This window comes from Enterococcus sp. DIV1682a (assembly GCF_051711005.1).
GTDB classification, from domain to species: domain Bacteria; phylum Bacillota; class Bacilli; order Lactobacillales; family Enterococcaceae; genus Enterococcus_B; species Enterococcus_B hirae.
Map to the genome: position 1 here is coordinate 1,934,393 of NZ_JBIOLT010000001.1, position 22,260 is coordinate 1,956,652.

18 protein-coding genes and 5 pseudogenes are annotated in these 22,260 nt (G+C 34.3%); 2 read left to right on the forward strand and 21 right to left on the reverse strand.

Annotation, left to right across the window (positions count from 1 at the left end):
- Positions 1-728: 728 nt before the first annotated feature.
- A complete protein-coding gene (locus IGJ23_RS08840; protein ID WP_053766632.1) occupies positions 729-950 on the reverse strand; it encodes a hypothetical protein in 222 nt (73 codons plus the stop codon).
- A 615-nt stretch (positions 951-1,565) separates the two neighbouring features.
- Here IGJ23_RS08840 and IGJ23_RS08845 point away from each other — a divergent pair.
- On the forward strand, positions 1,566-2,054 hold the full coding sequence (locus IGJ23_RS08845) for a hypothetical protein (protein ID WP_207431899.1): 489 nt from the start codon (positions 1,566-1,568) through the stop codon (positions 2,052-2,054).
- Between the two features lie 346 nt (positions 2,055-2,400).
- Here the strand turns inward: IGJ23_RS08845 and IGJ23_RS08850 are convergent, their stop codons facing one another.
- The 4 genes from IGJ23_RS08850 to IGJ23_RS08865 all read right to left on the reverse strand — a co-directional run bounded on the left by IGJ23_RS08850 (position 2,401) and on the right by IGJ23_RS08865 (position 6,149).
- Positions 2,401-4,320 (reverse strand): MucBP domain-containing protein, encoded by a 1,920-nt coding sequence (locus IGJ23_RS08850; RefSeq protein ID WP_207431897.1) that lies wholly within the window; start codon positions 4,318-4,320, stop codon positions 2,401-2,403.
- 455 nt (positions 4,321-4,775) lie between these two features.
- Positions 4,776-5,063 carry a putative quinol monooxygenase gene (locus IGJ23_RS08855; protein WP_063627329.1) on the reverse strand — a complete coding sequence of 96 codons (288 nt, stop codon included), beginning with the start codon at positions 5,061-5,063 and terminating at the stop codon, positions 4,776-4,778.
- A gap of 15 nt (positions 5,064-5,078) precedes the next feature.
- Positions 5,079-5,717 (reverse strand): nitroreductase family protein, encoded by a 639-nt coding sequence (locus tag IGJ23_RS08860; protein WP_010718426.1) that lies wholly within the window; start codon positions 5,715-5,717, stop codon positions 5,079-5,081.
- Between the two features lie 27 nt (positions 5,718-5,744).
- Positions 5,745-6,149, reverse strand: coding sequence for a MarR family winged helix-turn-helix transcriptional regulator (locus IGJ23_RS08865; RefSeq protein ID WP_010737892.1), 405 nt, complete (start codon positions 6,147-6,149; stop codon positions 5,745-5,747).
- Between the two features lie 440 nt (positions 6,150-6,589).
- On the opposite strand from IGJ23_RS08865, the pseudogene IGJ23_RS08870 reads away from it, so the two are divergent.
- Positions 6,590-7,214, forward strand: a pseudogene (locus IGJ23_RS08870) (transposase); the annotation flags it as partial.
- Between the two features lie 185 nt (positions 7,215-7,399).
- Here IGJ23_RS08870 and IGJ23_RS08875 read toward each other — a convergent pair.
- From IGJ23_RS08875 to alsS, 16 genes and pseudogenes are all read right to left on the reverse strand, one after another.
- Complete coding sequence (locus IGJ23_RS08875) at positions 7,400-7,735, reverse strand: DUF4176 domain-containing protein (RefSeq protein WP_438774863.1); 336 nt, start codon at positions 7,733-7,735, stop codon at positions 7,400-7,402.
- Positions 7,725-8,591, reverse strand: a complete 867-nt coding sequence (locus IGJ23_RS08880; RefSeq protein ID WP_438774864.1) for a DUF4176 domain-containing protein — start codon at positions 8,589-8,591, stop codon at positions 7,725-7,727. Before IGJ23_RS08880 ends, IGJ23_RS08875 begins: the two co-directional genes overlap by 11 nt.
- Before the next feature lie 5 nt (positions 8,592-8,596).
- Positions 8,597-9,524: pseudogene (locus IGJ23_RS08885) on the reverse strand (hypothetical protein); the annotation flags it as partial.
- Positions 9,446-9,667 (reverse strand): hypothetical protein, encoded by a 222-nt coding sequence (locus IGJ23_RS08890; protein WP_438774865.1) that lies wholly within the window; start codon positions 9,665-9,667, stop codon positions 9,446-9,448. The gene IGJ23_RS08890 and the pseudogene IGJ23_RS08885, both read right to left, overlap by 79 nt.
- Before the next feature lie 199 nt (positions 9,668-9,866).
- Positions 9,867-10,010, reverse strand: a pseudogene (locus tag IGJ23_RS08895) (WXG100 family type VII secretion target); the annotation flags it as partial.
- 121 nt (positions 10,011-10,131) lie between these two features.
- Positions 10,132-13,617: an immunoglobulin-like domain-containing protein gene (locus tag IGJ23_RS08900; protein ID WP_438774866.1), complete on the reverse strand. Its 3,486-nt coding sequence runs from the start codon at positions 13,615-13,617 to the stop codon at positions 10,132-10,134.
- 561 nt (positions 13,618-14,178) lie between these two features.
- Entirely contained in the window at positions 14,179-14,610 is a 432-nt protein-coding gene (locus tag IGJ23_RS08905; RefSeq protein ID WP_438774867.1) for a helix-turn-helix domain-containing protein, read from the reverse strand.
- A gap of 434 nt (positions 14,611-15,044) precedes the next feature.
- Positions 15,045-15,599, reverse strand: coding sequence for a hypothetical protein (locus IGJ23_RS08910; RefSeq protein WP_438774868.1), 555 nt, complete (start codon positions 15,597-15,599; stop codon positions 15,045-15,047).
- 136 nt (positions 15,600-15,735) lie between these two features.
- Entirely contained in the window at positions 15,736-16,530 is a 795-nt protein-coding gene (locus tag IGJ23_RS08915; protein ID WP_438774869.1) for a DUF5677 domain-containing protein, read from the reverse strand.
- A gap of 65 nt (positions 16,531-16,595) precedes the next feature.
- Positions 16,596-17,198: a recombinase family protein gene (locus IGJ23_RS08920; RefSeq protein ID WP_438774870.1), complete on the reverse strand. Its 603-nt coding sequence runs from the start codon at positions 17,196-17,198 to the stop codon at positions 16,596-16,598.
- Positions 17,199-17,787: 589 nt separating this feature from the next.
- Positions 17,788-17,926 (reverse strand): annotated as a pseudogene (locus IGJ23_RS08925) (putative holin-like toxin).
- A 108-nt stretch (positions 17,927-18,034) separates the two neighbouring features.
- Positions 18,035-18,574, reverse strand: a pseudogene (locus tag IGJ23_RS08930) (DNA cytosine methyltransferase); the annotation flags it as partial.
- Between the two features lie 150 nt (positions 18,575-18,724).
- Positions 18,725-18,988: a hypothetical protein gene (locus tag IGJ23_RS08935; RefSeq protein WP_010737894.1), complete on the reverse strand. Its 264-nt coding sequence runs from the start codon at positions 18,986-18,988 to the stop codon at positions 18,725-18,727.
- Positions 18,989-19,146: 158 nt separating this feature from the next.
- Entirely contained in the window at positions 19,147-19,632 is a 486-nt protein-coding gene (locus IGJ23_RS08940) for a GAF domain-containing protein (protein WP_025480112.1), read from the reverse strand.
- Between the two features lie 162 nt (positions 19,633-19,794).
- Positions 19,795-20,505 carry an acetolactate decarboxylase gene (gene budA, locus IGJ23_RS08945; RefSeq protein ID WP_438774871.1) on the reverse strand — a complete coding sequence of 237 codons (711 nt, stop codon included), beginning with the start codon at positions 20,503-20,505 and terminating at the stop codon, positions 19,795-19,797.
- A 12-nt stretch (positions 20,506-20,517) separates the two neighbouring features.
- Entirely contained in the window at positions 20,518-22,182 is a 1,665-nt protein-coding gene (gene alsS / locus IGJ23_RS08950; RefSeq protein WP_438774872.1) for an acetolactate synthase AlsS, read from the reverse strand.
- Positions 22,183-22,260: the final 78 nt, after the last annotated feature.

Genomic DNA, 22,260 nt, shown 5'->3' on the forward strand with positions numbered 1-22,260 from the left:
CTCAAATCAAGTAGCGCTATCCTTCAAATGACTTTCAACAGCTAAATGTTCTGTTTCCCCGACTCTCTTCTCATTTTTACTACAGTGCATTTGATTGTCTCTACGTCGCTCATAACATTTATTGATTTGTCGATAATACCTTGATGCTTCTCCTGTACATTGTTCTGACTCATTACAAATCATCAGTCCGATGAACAGAACTACAAAATGATTTGTTTAGAATTTGCAAATACAACATCCAATATATTTTCATTGCATACAATCCTTCATCGTTTTAAATAACACAATTCCTTAAATGGATATAGTAAAAACTATATCTGCTACAAAAATTTTACTAGTCGTTTGATAAAGTAATAAACGACATGCTGCGAATGTAAATGCACTATCTCTTGTACCCTCTCAATAAAAAAACTTACTTAATCGATTAATGATTTAGCAAGTTTTTTTATTGTTCTAGAAAGTTGACCAGAATTCGAACTGTTGATAAAAGTTGACTCTATACTTTTGATGTTAGTAAGATTCACCGCTATCAAAACATATACACAACAATTTTTTATTCAATTACTTGAAAAAACTAGTCCTATTTTTTCCATAGCACAGAAAAAGATTACGTTACTGCTAGTCGTATAAAGATTGCTCTGGTGATTCACCTACACTTTTGAGGAATAGCTACTAATAGTATATCGTTGGTAACGCTAAAAATTTCACTGCATTTTATGATTATCTCATCAATCGTCAATTTCAAAAATATCATCATCTAATTGATTGAAAGACGTTTTGCTTCCCAAATCCAGTTCGTCTAGTACATCTTTAGCCACATTGAAGAAACAATAAGTTCCCAAAAAAAGTAGCAGAAAAAATGGAACAGTGACTTTGCGACTTTTAATTACGCCATACATCAAGAGTAAGAATGCGGAAATAAAAAAGATAAACATAAATATTAGAAACATACATACCCCTCCTCATTTAATAATTGATTATAAAAGATAGGAACTGGCCTACTACCAAAGAAAATCAACGATGTGTAAAACCAACTCCTCAACGATAGACCTCGACTTTCTAACTAAAAGATATTTTGAAACTTGTTTACGTCATTTCAGCGCTCACTACATCATTTAATACCTTTTTATTTTCCAATAGTTTAACCAAAAATATACAAATTTTTTTCCTTTTTTTATAATTATTTCTTTGAATGAATCATTTTTTTGTTTTCAGAAATTGAAATACGCTGTACATTATCTTCTCAAGTTTGGTTTGGATTGGTCACTGAGCAAAATCAATTCTCTTTCTTCAATTTCTGATTGTCATGAAATCAGATAAGCTTTAAACTTAACTTAGAGATATTCACAACGAGAAACATGTTTCATCTTTGAATGGTTGCGTTATTTCTGATAAGAGAAGAATAATTTGATCCTGAACGAAAGGAGCCCACGTTTTCAATTTTTATAAATTATCTAAAAAGCAGGAGATTATTTATCTAATTTAAGCACTCGCAACTCTTTATTTGCTTAGAGGGCAAGTCTTCTTCTCTTGAACACTAAAGAAAATAGAAAGGAGGAAAGCAAGTGAAAAAAAAGAGCGTTCGTTTATTGGTTTTATTCACATTGTTGTTACTTAGCGCATGTGGATGCCAAAGGAAAAAAGACGAGCAAGCAAATCGTTTAGTTAAGGATCTAAAAGCAAATGCGTGGGTAATTGAAGGGACGGACTCTACTGATGATCCCAAAATGACCCTTACCTTTTCTAACCGTAAAGCTAGTTTTAACTTAGATTTTTCAAGTATCGATTACTCTGTAGACGATGAATCCAATAGTGTACATATGAAGAAATTTATCAAACAATTCAGTAAGCATATAAAAGAAGAGTTTCGTTATACGATTAAAGGAAATATAATGACTTGGAAGGAACTTTGGTCTAAAAGTGACATCATGTCTTACAAAGTCAGTAAGAAGAATGAAACGATTATTCTCACTCCTTTAAGCGAGGAAGAAACTACGGAGACAAAAAATCTCGTGCTTATCCCTTACAAAAAAATACCAAGTAATGAAAGATAAAATTTTATTATCTAGTCTCATTATAAAATTGAATGATTCTGAACATTTTCCTATACTAACGATTGAATCTAAGCATTTCCTGCTGACTGATACATATAAAGCGCATAATTTGAACAATAAGCAACCTTGAACTAGTTAGATTTTGGTTATTTCTCAGTCATTATGACAAAGTTTACTCACATAGATCAATAAAGAATTAACGGTTTTATCCGATCCCGAAAAAATAAGTATCCTGTCCGCTATCACTGCTAGTAAACAGGAAGCGAGAACAAAAACACAGGCCCCCGGAGGTATCTAGATACTTCTGGAGGTCTGTGTTTTTTTATTATTTTTCATTGAATGATTTTTAATCTTGTTTTATTCTATTTTTTCTCTTTAATATGTAACTGATCCCCATTACCGTTACTAAAAGTGCCATTCCTAAACTGCGTAATAAGCGATTTTGTTGCTCTCCTGTTTTTGGTAAAGTAGCTTTTCCAGATACGGTGGTTTTGGTCGTACCTGTAGAATTATTTTTTGTGGTGCTACCATTTTTTGAAGTTGACGTTTGATTTGAATCTTTCTTTTCGGTACTTTCTTTATTTTTATTCGTTTCTGTTGCGGTATCCACTTTACTTTGATCTTGTTTGTTGTCGTCATTCTCAGTTGGTTTATTTGTTTGATCCGTCTTTTCTTGGCGTGTAATTTCTGAGATGACTGATTTTTCTCCGGCTTCATTTTCTGTATAGTATTGAACTGTTTCCCCATTTGCTACAGCTTTAGATAAATAAATCGTCGTCGGTTCTTCTACTTTTACATCTACTAAACGAGAAGAATTGACCTTTTCTTGTTTGGCTTTTCCGATGATTTCCCCGTTCAAAACAACGTACATCGTTGTTCCTCCTGGAATAACCGCCGTCATTTGTTTTCCTTCTGTACCATAAATGAAAGCAACGTTTTCTGCTAACGCTACTGTTGTTTTGATTTTCTTATAGATAAACGTGATCGTGTTTGTTCCCTTTTCAATCATGACTTCTTGTATCGCTAACTTCGGATTAACTAGTTCATATCCTTTGATTAGCAACGCTTCTTCTTTGTGAAGCTTCCCAATCTCTAAATCAGTTATTACTTTTTTCTCCGCAATTGATTGACCTTGCTCATCGATATATTTGACAGTCAGATCGGCTTTTTCATTTTCTGACGGTGATGTTTCTTTGGCTTTATATATAAATGTAATGGTGTTGCCATCACTTTGTACTTCTATCGTTTGGACTTTGGCACTCAGCAATTCGTATCCTTCGATAAGTAACGCTTCTTCCGTATATGTAGAGCCAACCTCTAAGTCTTGGATTATTTTATCATTAGCAATCGATTGACCATGCTCATCAATATATTTCACAGTCAAATCGGCTTTTTCATTTTCTGGCGGCGTTGTTTCCTTAGTTTCATATATAAATGTAATGATATTGCCTTCGCTTTGTATTTCTATCGTTTGGACTTTGGTACTCAGCAATTCGTATCCTTCGATAAGTAACGCTTCTTCTGTATGTGTAGAGCCGACTTCCAGGTCACTTATTATTTTATCTTCAGCAATCGATTCCCCCTTCTCATTAATATACTTAACAGTTACAGCTGCTTTTTCTTTAGTCACTGGATTTTCATCATAACGGAAAGTAATGATATTGCTATTTGGATCCTCGGAAACATTGATTGTATAAGTTTCAGGCCCTACGATCGTGTAGCCATCAATCACCAGTGCATTTCCTATGTATTCTGTTCCAATCTCTAAATCATTAATTACCGTAGGTTCGGCAATCGGTTGACCAGTTTCATTATGTAAATACTGCACAGTGACTGATGAGAAGCTTTCTTCAGGACTATCTTCAATTTTTTTATAATAAAAATTGTGATACATCTCTGGCGTTTCCATATAAATAGTCACTCTATCTGGAGAGATCAATTCATACCCTTCTACAATTTCAGCGAATAAGGATACATCATTTCCGACAAAACTGACTTCCTCTGAAAACCAAAGTACTTTTTGTGTATCTACATCTATCCCATTGACATATACCCGTCCTACTTCCGGTTCAGGCATGGATAGGTCCAATGTTCCTGAATCATGTGATGGTTGTTGCATCTCATCAATCATTTCGATTTCGCTTATGACATTGGTTGCTGCTAATACATTCGGTGCTAACAAACCCACTACAGTAGTCATCAACAATGCTGAGTTCATAATTGTTTTCATTTTTTTTATTTTTTTATTTTGCTTTCTTTTCGTCATTTAATTTATCTGCTCCCCCAGTTATATTTGAAATTTGGCTAACCTAGCTTTTTCTTACTTTATTCTAAGGTTGGTTACTTTTATTTATGTACTTGAATCCGATTATCCACCTCCTTAAAAAACGTTATTTAAAATAAACAATAGTAGTTTAACCTACATATTAATGTTACCTGTAACATATAAGATTCGCAAGATTATTTTATTATTAAACCAAGGTTTTCTGTGTGTTAAAATAAAAAAATATCTAGTTAAGGAATTAAAATTATGATTTTTACATTCTTAAAAAAATTCACAAACGTTATTTAAAATCCGATTCTGTTTATTTAGTAAAAATGATTGATTAACAAAAAAAGCCCGTCACGGTAAATGATCAATCATTTTACCATGACGAACTGGAAATTATTTAGTTACATTTTATAAAATAGATTTAACACATAACTTCTTTAATCAAAAAATTAGTTTACTGTTTGAGAAACATTTATTTCTGTCTTCTTACTACTATACTGACTCATATTTTTAAATAATTGTTGAAGTAACGGACTTTGATTGTGTCCTTCAATCGCTGCTTGATCACGCCAATTTTCAACCATGACAAATTCATTTTCAATATCGATTGATTCGTACAATTGATAGCTTAAGCACCCGTCTTCTTTTCTTGTACTTGCAACAAGTTCACTGACTTCCGCAAGAAATTCATTTCTTTTTTCTGGCTTGATTGAAAATTTTGCATTGATAACGATCATTTTTCCACACTCGCTTTATTTAAAAGTTGTAATTTTTTCTGGAGCCAATCGAACAGATTCATACCCTTCTTCTACTGCTTTCCCAACAGATAAGATCATCACTGGAACATAACGTTCTTTGTCGAGATCAAAAGCTTCAGCCAATTGGTCTGCTTCGAATCCCCCGATTGGATTTGTTTCATAGCCGTGACTACGAGCAACTAGCATGAATTGCATTGCAGCTAAACTAGCATCAATTTTCACAACGTCATTCATTTGTTCACGTGTAAAGTTTTGGTAATAAGGAAGGATCGCAGCAAGTTGTTGGTCTCGAACTTCTGCCGGCATCTTACCTTCTGCTACTGCTTGGTCATAGATTTCTTCCCCATATTCGTAGCAGTTCATATCTCCAAAGATCATGACCATAGCTGATGAAGTATCATTTTGTCTCGTATTAAAACGGATCAATGGTTTCAATTTTGCTTTTGCTTCTTCACTTTCTGCCACCACAAAACGCCATGGTTGCATATTAACTGAAGATGGTGCTGTTGTTGTTTCTTGTATCATTTCTAACATTTCTTCATGAGAAATCTTAACCGTTTCATCATATACACGAACGGATTTTCTTCCAAATACAACACTTGAAAAATCATTGTTTACTAATTCTTTGCTCATTTCTCTCTCTTCTTTCTCCTAATGTAGTTAATAAAGTTTATTCAATAATTTTGTTAGTTCGGTGATTTCTTCATCGGTCAACGAAATGCACAAAGAGTCAGCGGACTGTTGATGATTATTTTCACACTTAGCCAGTTCTCGTTTGGCTGTATCCGTCAGTAGAACAAATACTTCACGATTATTCGCTGGATTGCGTTTTCGTGAAACATAGCCTTTTTCTTCCAATATCTTCAAATGTCTAGAGATAGCCGCATTGTCTATTTTCAGATCTGTTTGAATTTGATTTTGTAAACATTTGCCTTTTTCCCATAAAAACATCAGCATTTCATATCTCGTCAAACTGAATCCAGTTTCTTTCTCGAACAAAGCTGATCCTTCTTGACTGATAATTTTGATTTTATAGAGTAACTGACTGAGTTTTCTTAAATCCATCTCCATCCCCCTTCCGTTGACTTGTCAATTATTGACTTATCAACAATATAAATGTTTTAGTGATACTTGTAAAGCATAAAAGTTTGAATAACAAAAAAAAAGAGAAAGCTATTCCTCTTTCTCTTTTGGCTCTATACTTTTTGATGTTGGTGAAATTCACCAACATCTTTTTTATGATCTAAAAACATAGAAAAGACACCCTGAAATCCTTTAGAATTAATTTGACGAACCAATTCATAGGAGGATTCAAGATGTCTTATACTCAGCTTATCAAAGATTCCCTAAATAACTATCTATTTGGAGGAAAATTGTTTAACCAAAAAAAGATATAAAGGGCAAATTTGCTTGATTTACAAAGGTACTCTTCAATACACGCCCGAAGAGTGTCCACATTGTCTTTGTGTGGTCCCTTCCTGGATTATTTGATTACTCAATGAAGTGTCGCAAGTGCCATGAGTTTTATTATGATGGATGGACAAAGGCACGAACTACTAGACATTGTTGAAAATCGACGATTGCTTTATTTAGAACGCTATTTTTCTCGGTTTTCCTTAGCGACTCGAAAAGCTGTTGAATTCATTGTTATTGATAGGTATGTGCCTTATGTTTCATTGGTTAAAAAGCTTTTCCCAAATGCTCAGTCAAAAAGAAGAAGCAAAGTTGAACGATGAAAAACGGGTTTGGCGTGCCAGTTTCAAAGATTACTTAACTGAAAGTGAGATTGTCGACCGATTGTTAGCTACTTGTCCCAATCTACGACAAGGCTATCAGTTATATCAAGATGTTCTTTATGCAGTAAAGAAAAGAGATTTTTCCCTATTTGAGGATTGTTTATCCAGAGAAGTCAGCCAACTACCTGAAACTTATGCGACAACTTTGCAAACATTTAAAAAGTTTCTGCCACAGATCCAAAATGCCCTCCGCTACAGTTATTCAAACGGACCACTAGAATGTTTAAACAACCCTATTAAAGTATTAAAACGCAATGCTTATGGGTTTCGAAATTTTTATCATTTCAAACGTCGGATCATGATTCGACACGGTAAAACTATTTTAACCAAATAAAAAGAACAGAAAGAAGTTTTTCTTCTTTCTGCCCAAATTATTCTAAGATTTCTCTTTACCAACATCATTTGACAAAGAGCTATTTTAAGCCACTCATAAGTCCATATTGACAAAAAGCCATTTTTTCTGACTATTGTCCCACTCTCATTTAGAAAATTTGTTGATATACTTTCGCTTATAAATAGCTAAAAACCGAATGTTTCCGTTGATTGTTGCTCTTTTTTTGAAGAATTCTCTAAGTTCTTTTTCCATTCTTCATAGACTTCTAAAAAGCGTAACTCTTCTTCATCTGAATATCCTCTGAAAACTACTTGATCGATGTTTTCATGATTAAAGAAAATGGTTGTTTCTGGATTCAATCCCGTTGGATATAATACAGCCATATAATCTGCAAACGTATCTTTACCAGTCTCTTGATCTGTATAAATGGTTCCACGTCCTACAATCATCAATTTTTGCAACCCCTCTTTCAGTAAGACAATGCTACCGATGGGTAATAATTCTTCTGTTTTATTGCTCATCTTTTTTCTCCTTCTCTGTTCCTTTAATATGTTTATTAAAATATTTTTCTCCATACCATTCTAATTGTGTTTTATCTTCCCATTCACGATATTCCTCTGAATATTTATATTTATAATACCCATGTAAAAGATATGGAAAGAATAAATAGGCTTCTGCCACAATAAATCCTATATCATATACAACCCACATACTTACTAAACCTATAAATCCAACAACGTCTGTTCGTACCTCATTACTGCTTGGGAAAATTAATTTCCATACCATAACTATAACTACAACTATCCATCCATATCTCATCACCAGTTTTAGTACTTTTTCTACCAATTTATCTGTTTTGTCTTTCTTAGTCTTTGTTTCGTATAAGACATTTTCTAATGATCGTTTTTTAGTTCTAAATACTACATAACCTATCATTACTAATATACTCAGTAACAAGCTCATGCCTATTATCGTCAATGGTTTTAAGAAGAATGTTATAAAGAATAAATTTAAACTTATTATCATTATTAGTAATAAGTTATTTGAATTTAAAAGAAAAACAACTTGCTTAATCTCTCTATAAACAAATTTTCTAACATAAAAAATACATAATAACCATAAGAAAAAAAATATATATATTGTCCATGAAGGAAATAAATTTATCTTTGCCACCCCAACAGGACTATTGAAATCTTGGTGATAATATAATCTAGAAATTAAATAACAAAAAACAAATATTAATACTGAAAAAAAAGTATTTATCCATGGTTTATTTCGAAGTAATTTAGGGTCGCCTTTATTTATCATATACACAACTAGCTGATCATCTAATAGCTCCAAACTTTGTTCAAATGTTGCACTGAATAGCTTTTTCATATAATTTACCAACTACAGCTGATCTTCGGTACTTGTACTGAAGATAGCGACTTTCCAATTATTTTACCTATCTGTTGAACAGAATCATACACACCTTTAACCGTACCAACACTTTGTTCCACCGATTCTCCTATATTTTTAGAGACATCCCTCACTGCTTTTGCAGTCTTATCATAGAGTTTGTAAGCACCATTTTTAATATCATCATACTTATTCGGCCATAAAAACTGGAGTCCTTTATTCATTAGCCCCATGGCTCCACCAACAACCGCTCCAAACGGTCCCGCTACAGCTCCTCCTATCGTCATCCCTTCAAATGGCCCAATACTTTTTATCGTATCTATCGCTCCACCAATAGCACCTTTTCCAATACTACCAGTTTTCCCATATTCATTGAATCCACTAGATACAAACGTCACGCCTAATTGGGCATACGTCGCTACTTGTGCAGCTGTTCCTAACCCTTTGACCACTCCCCAATTCTTAGCACCTTGTATAAATTGAGAATTTTTCAAACTTTCACTGACATAAGTTTTTATCGGATTCGTCATTTTGTTGAACCACTGATAGCCTCTACCAATAGTGTCTATTTTAGGAATCCATTTCCCTTGAGCTACAGCTTGCCCAAATGATTCATACTTGGCTAAGCCATTGATTAATTTTGTTTGTGCTTTTGAAGGCAACTTATCTGCAAGCATCCAAAATTCGTCATTTTTCATTAATTTATTTACAAGTGCCTTTGGATATAGTGCCAACAGTTTATCTAGTCGTTTCATATTGTCTGTTTTTCCACTTGTTAAAGGATCCTTTAATTCTTTTACTTGTTGATATAGTTCCAAAAAAAACATTACTACTCATTCCAATTTGTTCTTTGGCATTTGGTTTGATTTTACTAAACCAACTTTTATCAACTCCTTTTGGCGTGGCGCAACTTTATAGCGAGAAAAAATTTCTCCCTTGTCATTTTTTGAAATTGCTCGAGCAACGATAAAATAATATAATGAGTCGTTTTCTGTTTCTTTTAATTTTAATACACTTCCCAATGGTAAAAATGGTGTTGTCAATTCTATACTCATTTAGTCACCTCTGTTGGCACTACAATTTTATCCAATGTTTCCTCTTTCAAACTATGCAAAACATTTTTAGGTACAGAAACAGACTTGCCACTTCTAAAAAATAAATGGAGTAATATTCACAATTTTCACTTTCATCCAACTTTTCTCCTAAAAAAGATCGTTAGCACAATTCCTGCACTAACGATCTCTTATTTACTAATTAGAATCCGAAAGAGCCCGCATCTTGACGGTCACGTTCTGCTACAGTCTCTGCATATTTGTTCAATTGTTGGTTAATACTTTCCAATAATTGTTCCAGCTGTTTGACATTACCTTCTAATTGATTACATTGTTCTAGATAAGCTTAACTTTACTATAAATAACGAATGTATTTGATTCAGTTTACGTGTTTTATTCTAATCTTTTTTGAGTTTTCAAAAAAATGAGCATAAAACAGTTCTAGCCTTACATGAATTTATTTTTCCTTAGTTTACAGAAACTGTTTGGTTTTCAGCCAATAAGTTACCACTTCCATCATAGAAATTCATTGTTACTTGATCATCAGCTTTGATTAGGTCTGGCTTCACATAATAACTGATTGTCCCATCCTTAAAGCTCCCACCTTTACTGATCAGTTTACCATTGACAAACAAGTGTCCTTGGTGGACTTGGGTATCAGAACCATAGGCTCCTTTGATCGTTTGTGTGCCAAGTTTATAAGTCAATTCGTTGATTTCAGCTGTTGGTGTTTGAATAGTGACATCAATCTCTGATCCTGGAATTTGCTGTCCTCGATTGTTGGCACCCATCAAGACTACTTGATCATCTTCTGACACTTTAAGGTTTCCTACATAATAACTGAACTTGCCATCTTTGAAGCTACCGCCTTGACTAACTTTTTCGCCATTGACCAACAAGATTCCTTGGTAAACATCGCCTGTGTAGTTTCCTTCGATCACTGTACTGATTCCCACACGATGGGCTTCTGTTAATTGACCCAGTTGTTCTCCTATAGTCACTGGTTGTGGGTCCCCTAGTGGTGTATCAAATTTATCATAGCCTTGAATCGTTGCTTGATCCCCTGCTTTGATGATTTGAGAGTTCACATAATAGCTAAACTTGCCATCTTTATAGGTTCCGCCCCAGCTGATTACTTCCCCATTCACTACTAGTTTTCCTTTATGGATATCCCCCGTGTAAGTTCCAGTAATGGTTGAATCACCTAGCTTATAAGTGTCCACCTGATCAATTGATCCTGAAGATTCGGAAATCACTGCAATCTCTTTTGAATCTATCAATTCCTTCTCTTTGTTGTAGCCATCTAATACGACTTTGTCGCCGACTTTTAATTTTCCAACACCGACATAATAACTGAATTGACCATCTTTGAAGCTACCGCCCCAGCTGACAACTTTGCCATTAACGGTTAATCGTCCGAGAGACATATCCCCTGTGTAGGTTCCAGTAATATTGACATCTCCTACATGATATTCTTGTGGTTTCAACTCACTTTTCACTAATTCTGCCACATAAGTTCCTGCCGTTAAATCCCCAGTTCCGTAATTCGTCATAAAGTCAGCAGGTGAATAGCCTTTGGACTGACCATCTTCACGAATCCAATTTCCTGTCAGCTGATCTCCATCGTTCAATGCTTTCGGTGCTGATAAACCAGTGTCTCCAACCGCTTTAAAGTGATCGCCTAGTGTTAATTTAGCAAGAGGTGTATTCTTAAACATACTTTCCATCGTTGTTACTTTGCTAGTGTCAAAGCTACTTACATCTAGACTAGTTAAGTTATCCATATCGTAAAACATTACACTCATATCTGTTACATTACTAGTATCAAAGTTGCTTAAATCTAGACTTGTTAAGTTACTCATACCTCGAAACATATTGTTCATAGTTGTTACGTTACTAGTATCAAAACCACTTACATCTAGACTTGTTATGCTACTCATACCGAGAAACATCCCAAACATATTTGTCACGTTACTAGTATTCCAACCATTTACATCCAAATTTGTTACGTTTTTCATACCCGAAAACATCAAACTCATAGCTGTGACTTTACTGGTATCAAAGCCACTTACATCTAAACTTGTTACGCCGTTCCTATAAAACATATAAGACATATCTGTTACTTTGCTGGTGTCAAAGCTACTTACATCTAAACTTGTTAAGTTACTCATCTCTTTAAACATCTCGCGCATGTTCATTACGTTACTAGTATCCAGTTGATTTAACCCTTCAATTTCAGTTAAATTATTAAGATACTTAGCTCCGGTAACATCACTACTAAATAAGTAGGCAGAATCTTCTGGAGCAACTACTTTTCCAGCCAAGACAATTTTCTTGATGGCTTTAACATCTACCTTGTCGCTGTTCCATGGTGATTCTGCAGAGCTACTTAACTCACCTGCTCCGATTGTTAACGTTCCTGTATCTTCATCAAACATATACAGACTAGTACCCCACGTGTCTGTTTTAACGGAAACATACGTGCCCGCAGTCAAATCACCAGTGCCATAGTTGTTCATGAAATCTTTTGCTGAATAAAACGTCCCTTTGCCATCTTCTCGCTTCCAAGCAGAAGTAAGACCTCCTTGTCCATTAACAAATTTAAATGTGTCTCCTAGTGTTAATTTCTTAAGTGGAGTATTATAAAACATATAATTCATCGTTATTACTTCGCTAGTGTCAAAGTTGCTTAAATCTAGACTTGTTACACTGCTCATACCATAAAACATATAACTCATATCTGTTACTTTACTGGTATCCAGTTGACTTAACCCTTCGATTTCAGTTACATTCGTAAGGTTACCTTTAGTGTTATCTCCAGTAAATAATAAATCAGCATTTTCTGGAGCAACTACTTTTCCAGACAAGACAATTTTCTTGATTGCTTCAAGATCCACTGTTCCGCTGTTCCATGGTGATTCTTCATAGCCACTTAATTCGCCTGCTTCGATCGTCAATGTCCCTGTGTTTTTATCAAAATTATACGGACTGGTACCCCACCATCCTGTAGCAGAAACGTACGTGCCAGCAGTCAAATCACCAGTGCCATAGTTTTTCATGAAATCTGCTGCTGAATAAAACGTCCCTTTGCCATCTTCTCGCTTCCAAGCAGAAGTAAGACCTCCTTGTCCATTAACAAATTTAAATGTGTCTCCTAGTGTTAATTTCTTAAGTGGAGTACCAGTACACATATTATACATAGATGTTACTTTGCTAGTGTCAAAGTTGCTTAAATCTAGACTTGTTACGCTACTCATACCGTAAAACATATAACTCATAGTTGTTACGTTACTGGTATCCAGTTGACTTAACCCTTCGATTTCAGTTACATTCGTAAGATCCTTACCACCGGTACTTGTACTAAATAAGTAGTTTGAATTTTCTGGAGCCACTACTTTTCCAGACAAAACAATTTTCTTGATTGCTTCAAGATCCACTGTTCCGCTGTTCCATGGTGATTCTTCATAGCCACTTAATTCGCCTGCTCCGATTGTCAATACTCCTGTGTTTTCATCAAACGTATACGAGCTGGTACCCCATGTTCCTGTTATCTTAGAAACTGCTGCCACGTTCGATTTTTGCGCTACTTTTGGCGCTTCAGCTGTTGGATTAGTTGCATCCCCTTCACTTTCGGCAGTCGGTGCTGTTGCTTGTTCTTGGGCGTCATCCGTTGTTTCATCCGTTGCTTCATCCGTTGGTGCTAATGAATCACTAGCTGTAGTGGTTGAATCCGTTGGGTTTACTAACGGATCTGTGACGTTTTGTATCGTTTGATCGATGACTTCTTTTGCTTCATTCGCCTGTGTTTGTTCAGTAGCAGTTTCAGCTGTTGGTGACAAAGTATCCGCTAATGCCATCGTTGGTGCGATCCCAGTATTTCCCATCACACCAGCCACCGCAAACATCGTTAATAGCTGTTTTTTACGTTTTGCTGTTAATTTTTTCTTACTCATATTTACTCCTTTTTTTCTCTTATTTTTGATCATTATTTTCTCGTCAATACCACTTCATCAGCTTTAGGTGTTTCCCCTGTTTTCAATTGATGTCTCTTTCCAATGTCCATTTTGTTACCGAAGCTGACAAAATCGTATTGATCATCTCCCCTGCAACATTTATTTTACTTGTTCTAATTAAGCATAAACGCTCAATATTCCCAATTAATATTCTTGAATTTTGATCGTTTACCATAACTTTTTTTGTATATATTTCTTTCATTGATCGAGGAAATCAATCAAGCTTCTTCTACTACTTTTCATCTGAAGAAATTTTTCACCTACATGTTACGTTTTATGTAAAGGTTAATAGGTAAAAGAAAAAAGTCAGACAAAAATGTCTGACTTGTATTTACTCAACTAATTTTACTACTCTAAGGTGTCACTTTTCTTTTTAAATGGCAAAAATTTTTAGTAATAAATGACAATTTAGAGATTGTCTTATTCTCCTTGTTTAACCAACTATAGGGCTGATTAACTCAAAATGATCTTAAAATCGTTATATGAACACTAAATACTATATTATTTTCTACATTCTACATAGATTCTCTTACCTGGAATAATTGATAGTCCGAATTTCTGCTTTGCTGGATCAATATATTTGAGTACGACTTGATCTAAGTTTACAAGTTCTAAATTATTTAGTATCCATTGCTTAAGTATCTCTTTTCCTTCTTCAAAAGTTCCAACTTCTTTTTGCGATTGAACAGACCAATTATCTTCTTCAATAACAAAAAAGCGTTGTATGGGTTCTTTTCTACCAGTTAAAGCTTCCATCCCCACTCTAGTTATTACTAAAGTTTTTCCAAATAATCTGATTTCCCCTTCAGGTATTTTGTTAGGATATTTTTTCTTCATTTGTCTTACATATCCTGAATCATATCCCCATCTTAAACTAGCTTCAGTCGCAGTCATCAAATCGTTGTCATGTAAATCATATTTCTTTTTCGACATGTTACTCTCCTTTTATACACTATAAAGATTATTAATAATGATATTCTTTATAGTGTATAAAAACAAGTGTTTAATTTGAGTGTACCCTAAATAGACAATAGTGTAGTGTGTCGTTGAAAAATATAGATGTAATTTTTATATTTAATTGACACAGTTTTTTCTAATTATTTGTCATATTCATTAGCTAACAAAAGCCACGAATTTTTTTGATAGATTGAGATATTTAAAAATCTATCAAAAAAATTTGGTTGCTTTTGTCACTCAGCGCTGAAAATTTATGCTATTTATCTAGAAAAATGACACTTCATATATCAACTAAATACAGACGAAAGCTACTTGATTCACTACAAAAAACCCAAACTTCCTTTTTCAAGGTTGTTCGGGTTTATGATTTTCATGACGAACTACTAAAAAGCAGACTTTTTATTTGTTTATTAATAGATTGCTGTACTCATTTCTAAAACTTTTGAATCAAGTTTATACTTTTTTCTTTGTGCTTCTTTTTTCAACTCATAAAATTTTAAATAATTGTATTGATAATTGTCAAATATTTCTATAGCTTCTTGTACTTTTTTAGAACAATCTAATCTATCTATTTTTTTGTAGCGATTGTAATAATCTGTAGCAATAGATTCCAGTTTGTTTCTTCTTTTCATCGGATATTCGAATTTTGCTCGCTTACCATTGAGCAACCTTAAAAATTCAATTAGTGACTCCTTAGTATACTTGTAACACAATTCCTCCTGGAAGCTTTGTTCTTTAATTTCAGGAAGATTGAGAGAATGATTGATTGTCTTACCATTAGGTACTGCATAGAATGCTACTGTCGTTAGAGGATGGCGACCAACGTATTTCCGTTCAATATGGTAGCTGTCACTGTCTAATGATACTGAGCGCTCTAATCTATCCCAGTCATCGGTTCTAGTTATAATCTTAGCAATACCAATTCCTTCGATAGTTTTTATCTCTACTGACTCGTCCCAACTCATTCATAATTCACCCTATCTTTCAACTTTAATTTTTAGCTTTTAGAAAATGGATAACTATTGATTTTTCCAATATTCCAATAATTGTTTCTTTTGTTTCGCCTTTCTTCGATAGCTCTTTTACTATCCATATATTTGATTAGCTATTTTGAAAAATATTTTTAATTTTTTGAAGATATAAACTTAATGCTTCATTTAATTGATAGTACGTAATTACTTCATTAGTAATTTCAAAAATGTGCCCATTTAACACAGGAAGTATTATACTTTTGTCGTCAAATGGACTAATAGCGAGCATTTGAGGAGAAACGCTGAGTTGTCCTAAAACGCTTAGACCATGAGAGGACGCCGAATAGCGAGAATAAAAATAATCATATTCTGATACTTTACCCATATACTCAAAAAGACTTCTAATATTCTGATGTTTTCCATCCTCATTAAACCAGTTTTTTCTTTCCCTTAACTTCATTTTGTTTATAAAACAATTATTTATTTTATCTTTTATATATAAATCATAAGAATCTAAGTCCTGGTAAGAAGGATTATCATTCTTTTGTAATGTATCATTTATCTTATTTTTGAGTTTTTCCTTTTCGGAGGCATCTGAATGATCAAATGTTTTTCTTAAATTTTTTATGGTAATATATTTTTGCCAATAAAAACACGCTCTCCCTCTTTTTTTAGTATTTTTTTCCAGAATAAAGCTTAAATACATATAAACTTCTAAAAACGAACGAAAAATCATGCCAATATTATCAGTTACTCCAACTTTATATAAATAATTTATTGTTTCAACTTTATCTACTAAATCCACGTATAGTGATTTTATTACCAAATCGTGAACGTCTACTTCGTTACTATCCTTTGGAACTGCATTAAATACTTGCAAAGAGATACTTTTGTAAATTGGGATAACTTCTTCTTTAAAATTCATATCATTGGTTCCTTTCCACTTTTAAAATATACACTCTTCTTTTTATCATATTTACTATTTTTGTCTCATTCTCTCTTTCGGGATTCACGTGTAATACCATATTTCGTACGATATCTTCTAAAAGTCCTTCTGTTAATCCCTGTCTGCTGCTCGACTTCTTTATCTGTACATCCCTCTAAAAATAATTTGAATGCTAATTGAAGGCGTGGATCATTTTCACTGTACTTTGGCTTCCCTCCTTTGTATTTTCCTTTTGCTTTAGCAAGTGTAATTCCCTGTTGCTGCGTTTCACGAATGTATCGACGTTCTTCTTCCGCCTGGTACTTGTACAGTTCGATAATTAGATTATTGAGTAGACGACGTAAATTATCATCAGTTATACCTGTCAACGCTGGTAAGTTCAAAACCTCTAGTGTTGCTTTTTTCAGTTGAATCAAATTCATTGTTTCAGTTAATTCTTTATTATTCCGTCCAAGTCGTTTTAATTCTGTCACAACGACAATATCACCTTCACGAATAAATTTCATCATTTCTTGAAATCCATCACGATTAGTATCTTTTCCACTTGCCTTATCAGTAAAAATTTTATCACACTCTGATAACAATTCTAACTGTCGATCCAAATTTTGATCAATACTGCTTACTCGAGCATATCCAATTTTAGCCATAGAAAAACCCCTTTAAAAATTCAAAAATTTAGATAATTCCAAAATTCTGTTGCCCAATTCTGTTGACCTCTTAGAAACTCAAGTATATCATGAACATACAAAAAGTCCAACAGGGTATACTCTGTTGGGCTTTAAAATCAGATTTCTATTTCCTGAGTTAGTAATTTATTTTTTGTTCTTTTTTCATAAAGCACATTTTTCTCTATGAATTCACTTAAAGAACGTATTTCAATCAAATTTTACACTTCCTTTAAGAATTGTTGTGCTAATTATAACACGATACTTTGAATCCAATGATTTAATCTAAATCTACAAATGTTAGAAATATCATAATAAAGTCTTTATGATTGACTTTTACTAATTCAAATAGCTCGATATTCAACATAATATTTTTTGTTGAATCAAAAACAGATACTTAATTTAATTTCATGTAAATCCTCAGTCTTCCATTTTTCTATCATATAAGTTATACTGTAAATAAATAAGGAGCTATGCACTAACATAGCTCCGTTGTAGCCCGTTTAAGACGGTGGCTCAGATTATATAAGTTTTGTAAACCTGTCATCTCTCGCCAAAGATTATGACGGGTTTACTTTTTGTTGTTTTTGCTTATTGTCACCATTAAGGCAACTAAAGCAATGACAAATGATCCAAACTGAACCATTAATCCGATTGCTTCAGCAACAGACAAAAAACGCTACTCCCTTCTACGAAGTAGGAAAATGCACATAAGCATCACCCCCTGAGTAGCCACCGTCATAAACTTACTACGAAAATAGTATAGCATACTTCTTTTAGTAATAAACATTCTAATTATAAACTGTAATTGATTTTTCTTTTCCTGTGATAGGAAATATTTTTTTGGTACATTGTCTTCGAGAATGTCCGATAATAAAGACACGTTCTCTATTTTGTGCGACATAATTTTTGCTGTTAAACAATTGCCATACCACATCGTACCCCAATTCATCCAAGGTTCATATAATTGTCTCGAACGTAGCCCCTCTTTCATGGTTGAGCAATCCTTTAACATTTTCAAGGAATAGATAGCGTGTTCTGAGAATAGATGCGAACCTTGCAATTTCAAAGAAGAGAGTTCCCCGAGTATCTTCGAAGCCTTTCCGTTTTCCTGCAATCGAGAAAGCCTGACGCAGAAATCCTCCACAGGTAACATCGACACTTCCAATTGATCGAATAAACCATATGATACTGTTGTGATGTCATCCATTTCCACCTCTCCTTCAGTGTTATGAATTGCCTTATAACTCTCTCGCCTTCGCATCGATTTCGCAAAACCCGACACATTTATGAGCTGCTTTCTCTAACCCCAAACGAAATCCACCCACACCTGCAAATAAATCTAAAAAGGGCTCTATACTTTTTGATGTTGGTGAAATTCACCAACATCTTTTTAACCAAATAAAAAGAACAGAAAGAAGTTTTTCTTCTTTCTGCCCAAATTATTCTAAGATTTCTCTTTACCAACATCATTTGACAAAGAGCCTCTCTTTTAAACTATTTTTTATTTATGAGACAAGCGCTGGTTCATAAATTTTTGAAGAAGTTTCAAAAATGGCTTCTATAGTAGTTAAATCATATACATCCGCATATTTCGCAACCACTTTCCCACATTTTTCTAATATTTCTTCATGATCACTTTCTTGGTATTTTTCCACACATAACACGATACAATTTTCTAATTTATTAATGACTTCACCTACTACTACATGCTTTAAACCGATTGGCTTACACGCATATTTTTGTCCCAAAATGATTTCTTCGTTATTCATATCTCATCCACCTTTAATCGTTCTAACATTTTATAAAATGATAATAACATTAAAATTAGATTATGAAAACCAAAAGCCATTATAATTTTAGAAAAAAATCAAAAGAACGACTATTTCGAGCGTTCTTTTGATTTCACTTGTTAAAGTTATTGAATTTTTTAAGAAATAACATCTAAAGGCACGATATCAATAAGCATTTCTACGTATTTCTCAAGATATTCTTGATCAATATGATCATACCCGCCTGTTACACCACAATCAATATCTAGAACGCCAATCAGATGTCCTTCTTTGATCATGGGCACAACGATTTCAGATTGAGCTGCAGAATCACAAGAAATATAGTTTTCATGTTTCTTGACGTCATCAACGATCAATGTAGTTTTTGTTTGTGCTGACTCACCACAAACCCCTTTTCCCATTGTGATCCTAGTACAAGAAACACGACCTTGAAATGGACCTAAAATCAATTCTTCGCCATTATATAGGTAATAACCTGCAAAAACTGTTTCTGGTAATGTCTCGTTCAACAGAGCAGAAGAATTCGCTAAATTTGCTAGCCAATGATCTTCCGCCTCTAATAATCCTTTTTGCTGTAATAATAAAATTTGATAGGCATCTTCTTTTTGCTTTTCTGTCCACAACATCTCAACCACTCCTTCTATGAAAAAATTATAGCTTAGAAATGATTTGCTGACTAGTCATTGAGAAAAAACTGACCTTACTAGACAGAAAGACGGGAAAAGAACATCCTTCAAATATAAAATACTTTCATTATTAATTTTTAGCACGGACTCATTAGAAAATTATTCTGCTTGCTGGATCTCTTGTTCCAAGTTTGCATAATCTATTGTCGTTCCAATAAACGTTGGATCATCGCTGGGAAAATGTTGAACAAGTGTTTCGATTTTACTGATTTCGACAGTGCCTTTTGTTAGCTCAAAATCAATGACATGCCCTCCGAATTGTTTAGCTTCATCGATATAGTGCAAATGAAATCCAGCAGCTGCTACTCCTTGAAACAGTTCTGGCGTATAAAATCCAACTAACGTTCCTTGACTATTTGTTTCATGAAATTCAGGTTGAGACTCTGATATTTTTGCTAATCTTCGGTAAGGCTTTTCTTGTTTTGGCATAATACGTGTGTGGACTGTTTTAAACAGCCCAGTAATTTTTATCGCTAAGAATAAGTTGTTTCCTGCTTGACTGGCTAAAATTGATTGTTTTAATTCTTCGCCTTTTGTTTGATTTTCGACTTCAAAACGTTCATCTGTAATGAATGGGGTGATTGCTGCATAAGGAGTGGTTTCTTTTCCTGTCAGCTTAACAATTACTCCATCGGAACGTCCTTGATAAGCTTCACCATCTAGGAAGATGACTTCCCCATCTAATCCATGTAGCGTTCCCAAACCTAAAGTCCCGTGTTTGAGTATCTGTTCAATCGTCTCAGTACCATCCATTAGTCCTGCCATCAATGCTCCTAGTGTTCCATGTTGAAAAAGTATTCTTTCACTCATCTTAGCATCTCCTTAATAGAATTGATCTGGTAAAATCGTTTCACCAAGTTTTTCATTGTCACGGTAGTCGATTGGAATATCGATGATAACTGGACCTTGCGTTTTAAATCCTTCTTCTATTGCTTGTTCCAACTCAGCGACAGAGGTCACACGAAGCCCCTTAGCACCAAAAGCTTCTGCATATTTTACAAAATCAACCGGGCCAAAATCCACACCGGAAGCTCGTTGGTATTTCATGATCTCTTGAAATTCCACCATATTGTAACGGCCATCGTTCCAAATCAAATGAATGATCTTCAAATTTTTACGAACAGCTGTTTCTAGATCTTGAGCAGAAAATAAGAAACCACCATCACCAGATACCGAAATGATTTGTGTCTTAGGACGTACTAATGCAGCGGAGATTGCCCATGGCAAAGCAACGCCTAGTGTCTGCATCCCATTGCTAAATAATAGATGTCTTGCTTCATAACTTCTAAAATGACGTGCCATCCAAATGTAGTGACTACCTACATCTACAGTAACAGTCATCTCATCTGTCACTTTATTTTGGAGTGTATTAATGACTTCTAGAGGATGTAAAATTCCTTCGCGGTCTTTTGTTGGCACAATATCACGCTCAGTTAATTTATTTTGCAAAAAGGCTAAGTATTCTTTCGCATCACGTGACACTTGATGCGGTGTTAAAGAATCCGTCAACAGATCCAATGTTTCAGAGATATCCCCGATTAATTCTCTTTCTGGCTGCATGTAAGAATCAATCTCAGCTGGTGTTTCATCAATAACGATTACTCGAGCATCTTTTTCAGCATTCCAGTTTCTTGCTTCATATTCGATTGGATCATACCCAATCGCAATCACTAGATCACTTCGTTTCAATAACATATCTCCTGGTTGATTTCTAAACAAACCGACTCTGCCAAAAAAATAGTTTTCTAATTTTCTAGAAATCACACCAGCGGCTTGGAAAGTTTCTACCACCGGCAAGCCTGTTTTTTCTACTAATCTACGGATCGCTGCTGTTTCTTTTTTACTTGAACCTCGCATCCCGATTAATAAAACAGGTAATTTCGCTTCTTGAATACGTTCCGCTAAATAATCGATATCGCCAGCAGAAGCAGAACCTAATTGTGGATCTTTTAGAGGTTTGATGACTTCATTTTTTACAGTCGCATCTACCACATCTTGTGGGATACTAATAAAGCTTGCTCCTTTTTTCGAACTTTTAGCCATTCGATAAGCATTGGCAATCACTTCTGAAATTGTTTCTGGATCTTGAATTTCTGCACTATATTTAGTGATTGGCTGAAATAAAGCAGCATTGTCCATGCTTTGATGAGTTAATTTAAGTAGATCGCTTCGTTTGACTTGTCCTGCAATTGCAAGAACCGGATCACCTTCAGCCGTAGCGGTCACTAGCCCAGTTGCTAAATTACTAGCTCCAGGACCACTAGTAGCAATGACGACACCTGGCTCGCCTGTGATCCGTCCAATTGCTTGAGCCATAAAAGCGGCATTTTGTTCATGTCTCGTAACGATTAATTCTGGTCCTTGATCTTCTAACTCATTAAACACCCCATCGATTTTTGCTCCTGGAATCCCAAAAACATATTCGACTTGGTGATTTGCTAAACTTTCTACTACAGCTTTAGAACCTTGTTTCATTTCATCATCCATTACAATATTGCTCCCTTTTCATTAAACATTCTCTCGAAAAACGCTTTTTATTAGTACAGTTTTACAAACTGTTTCACA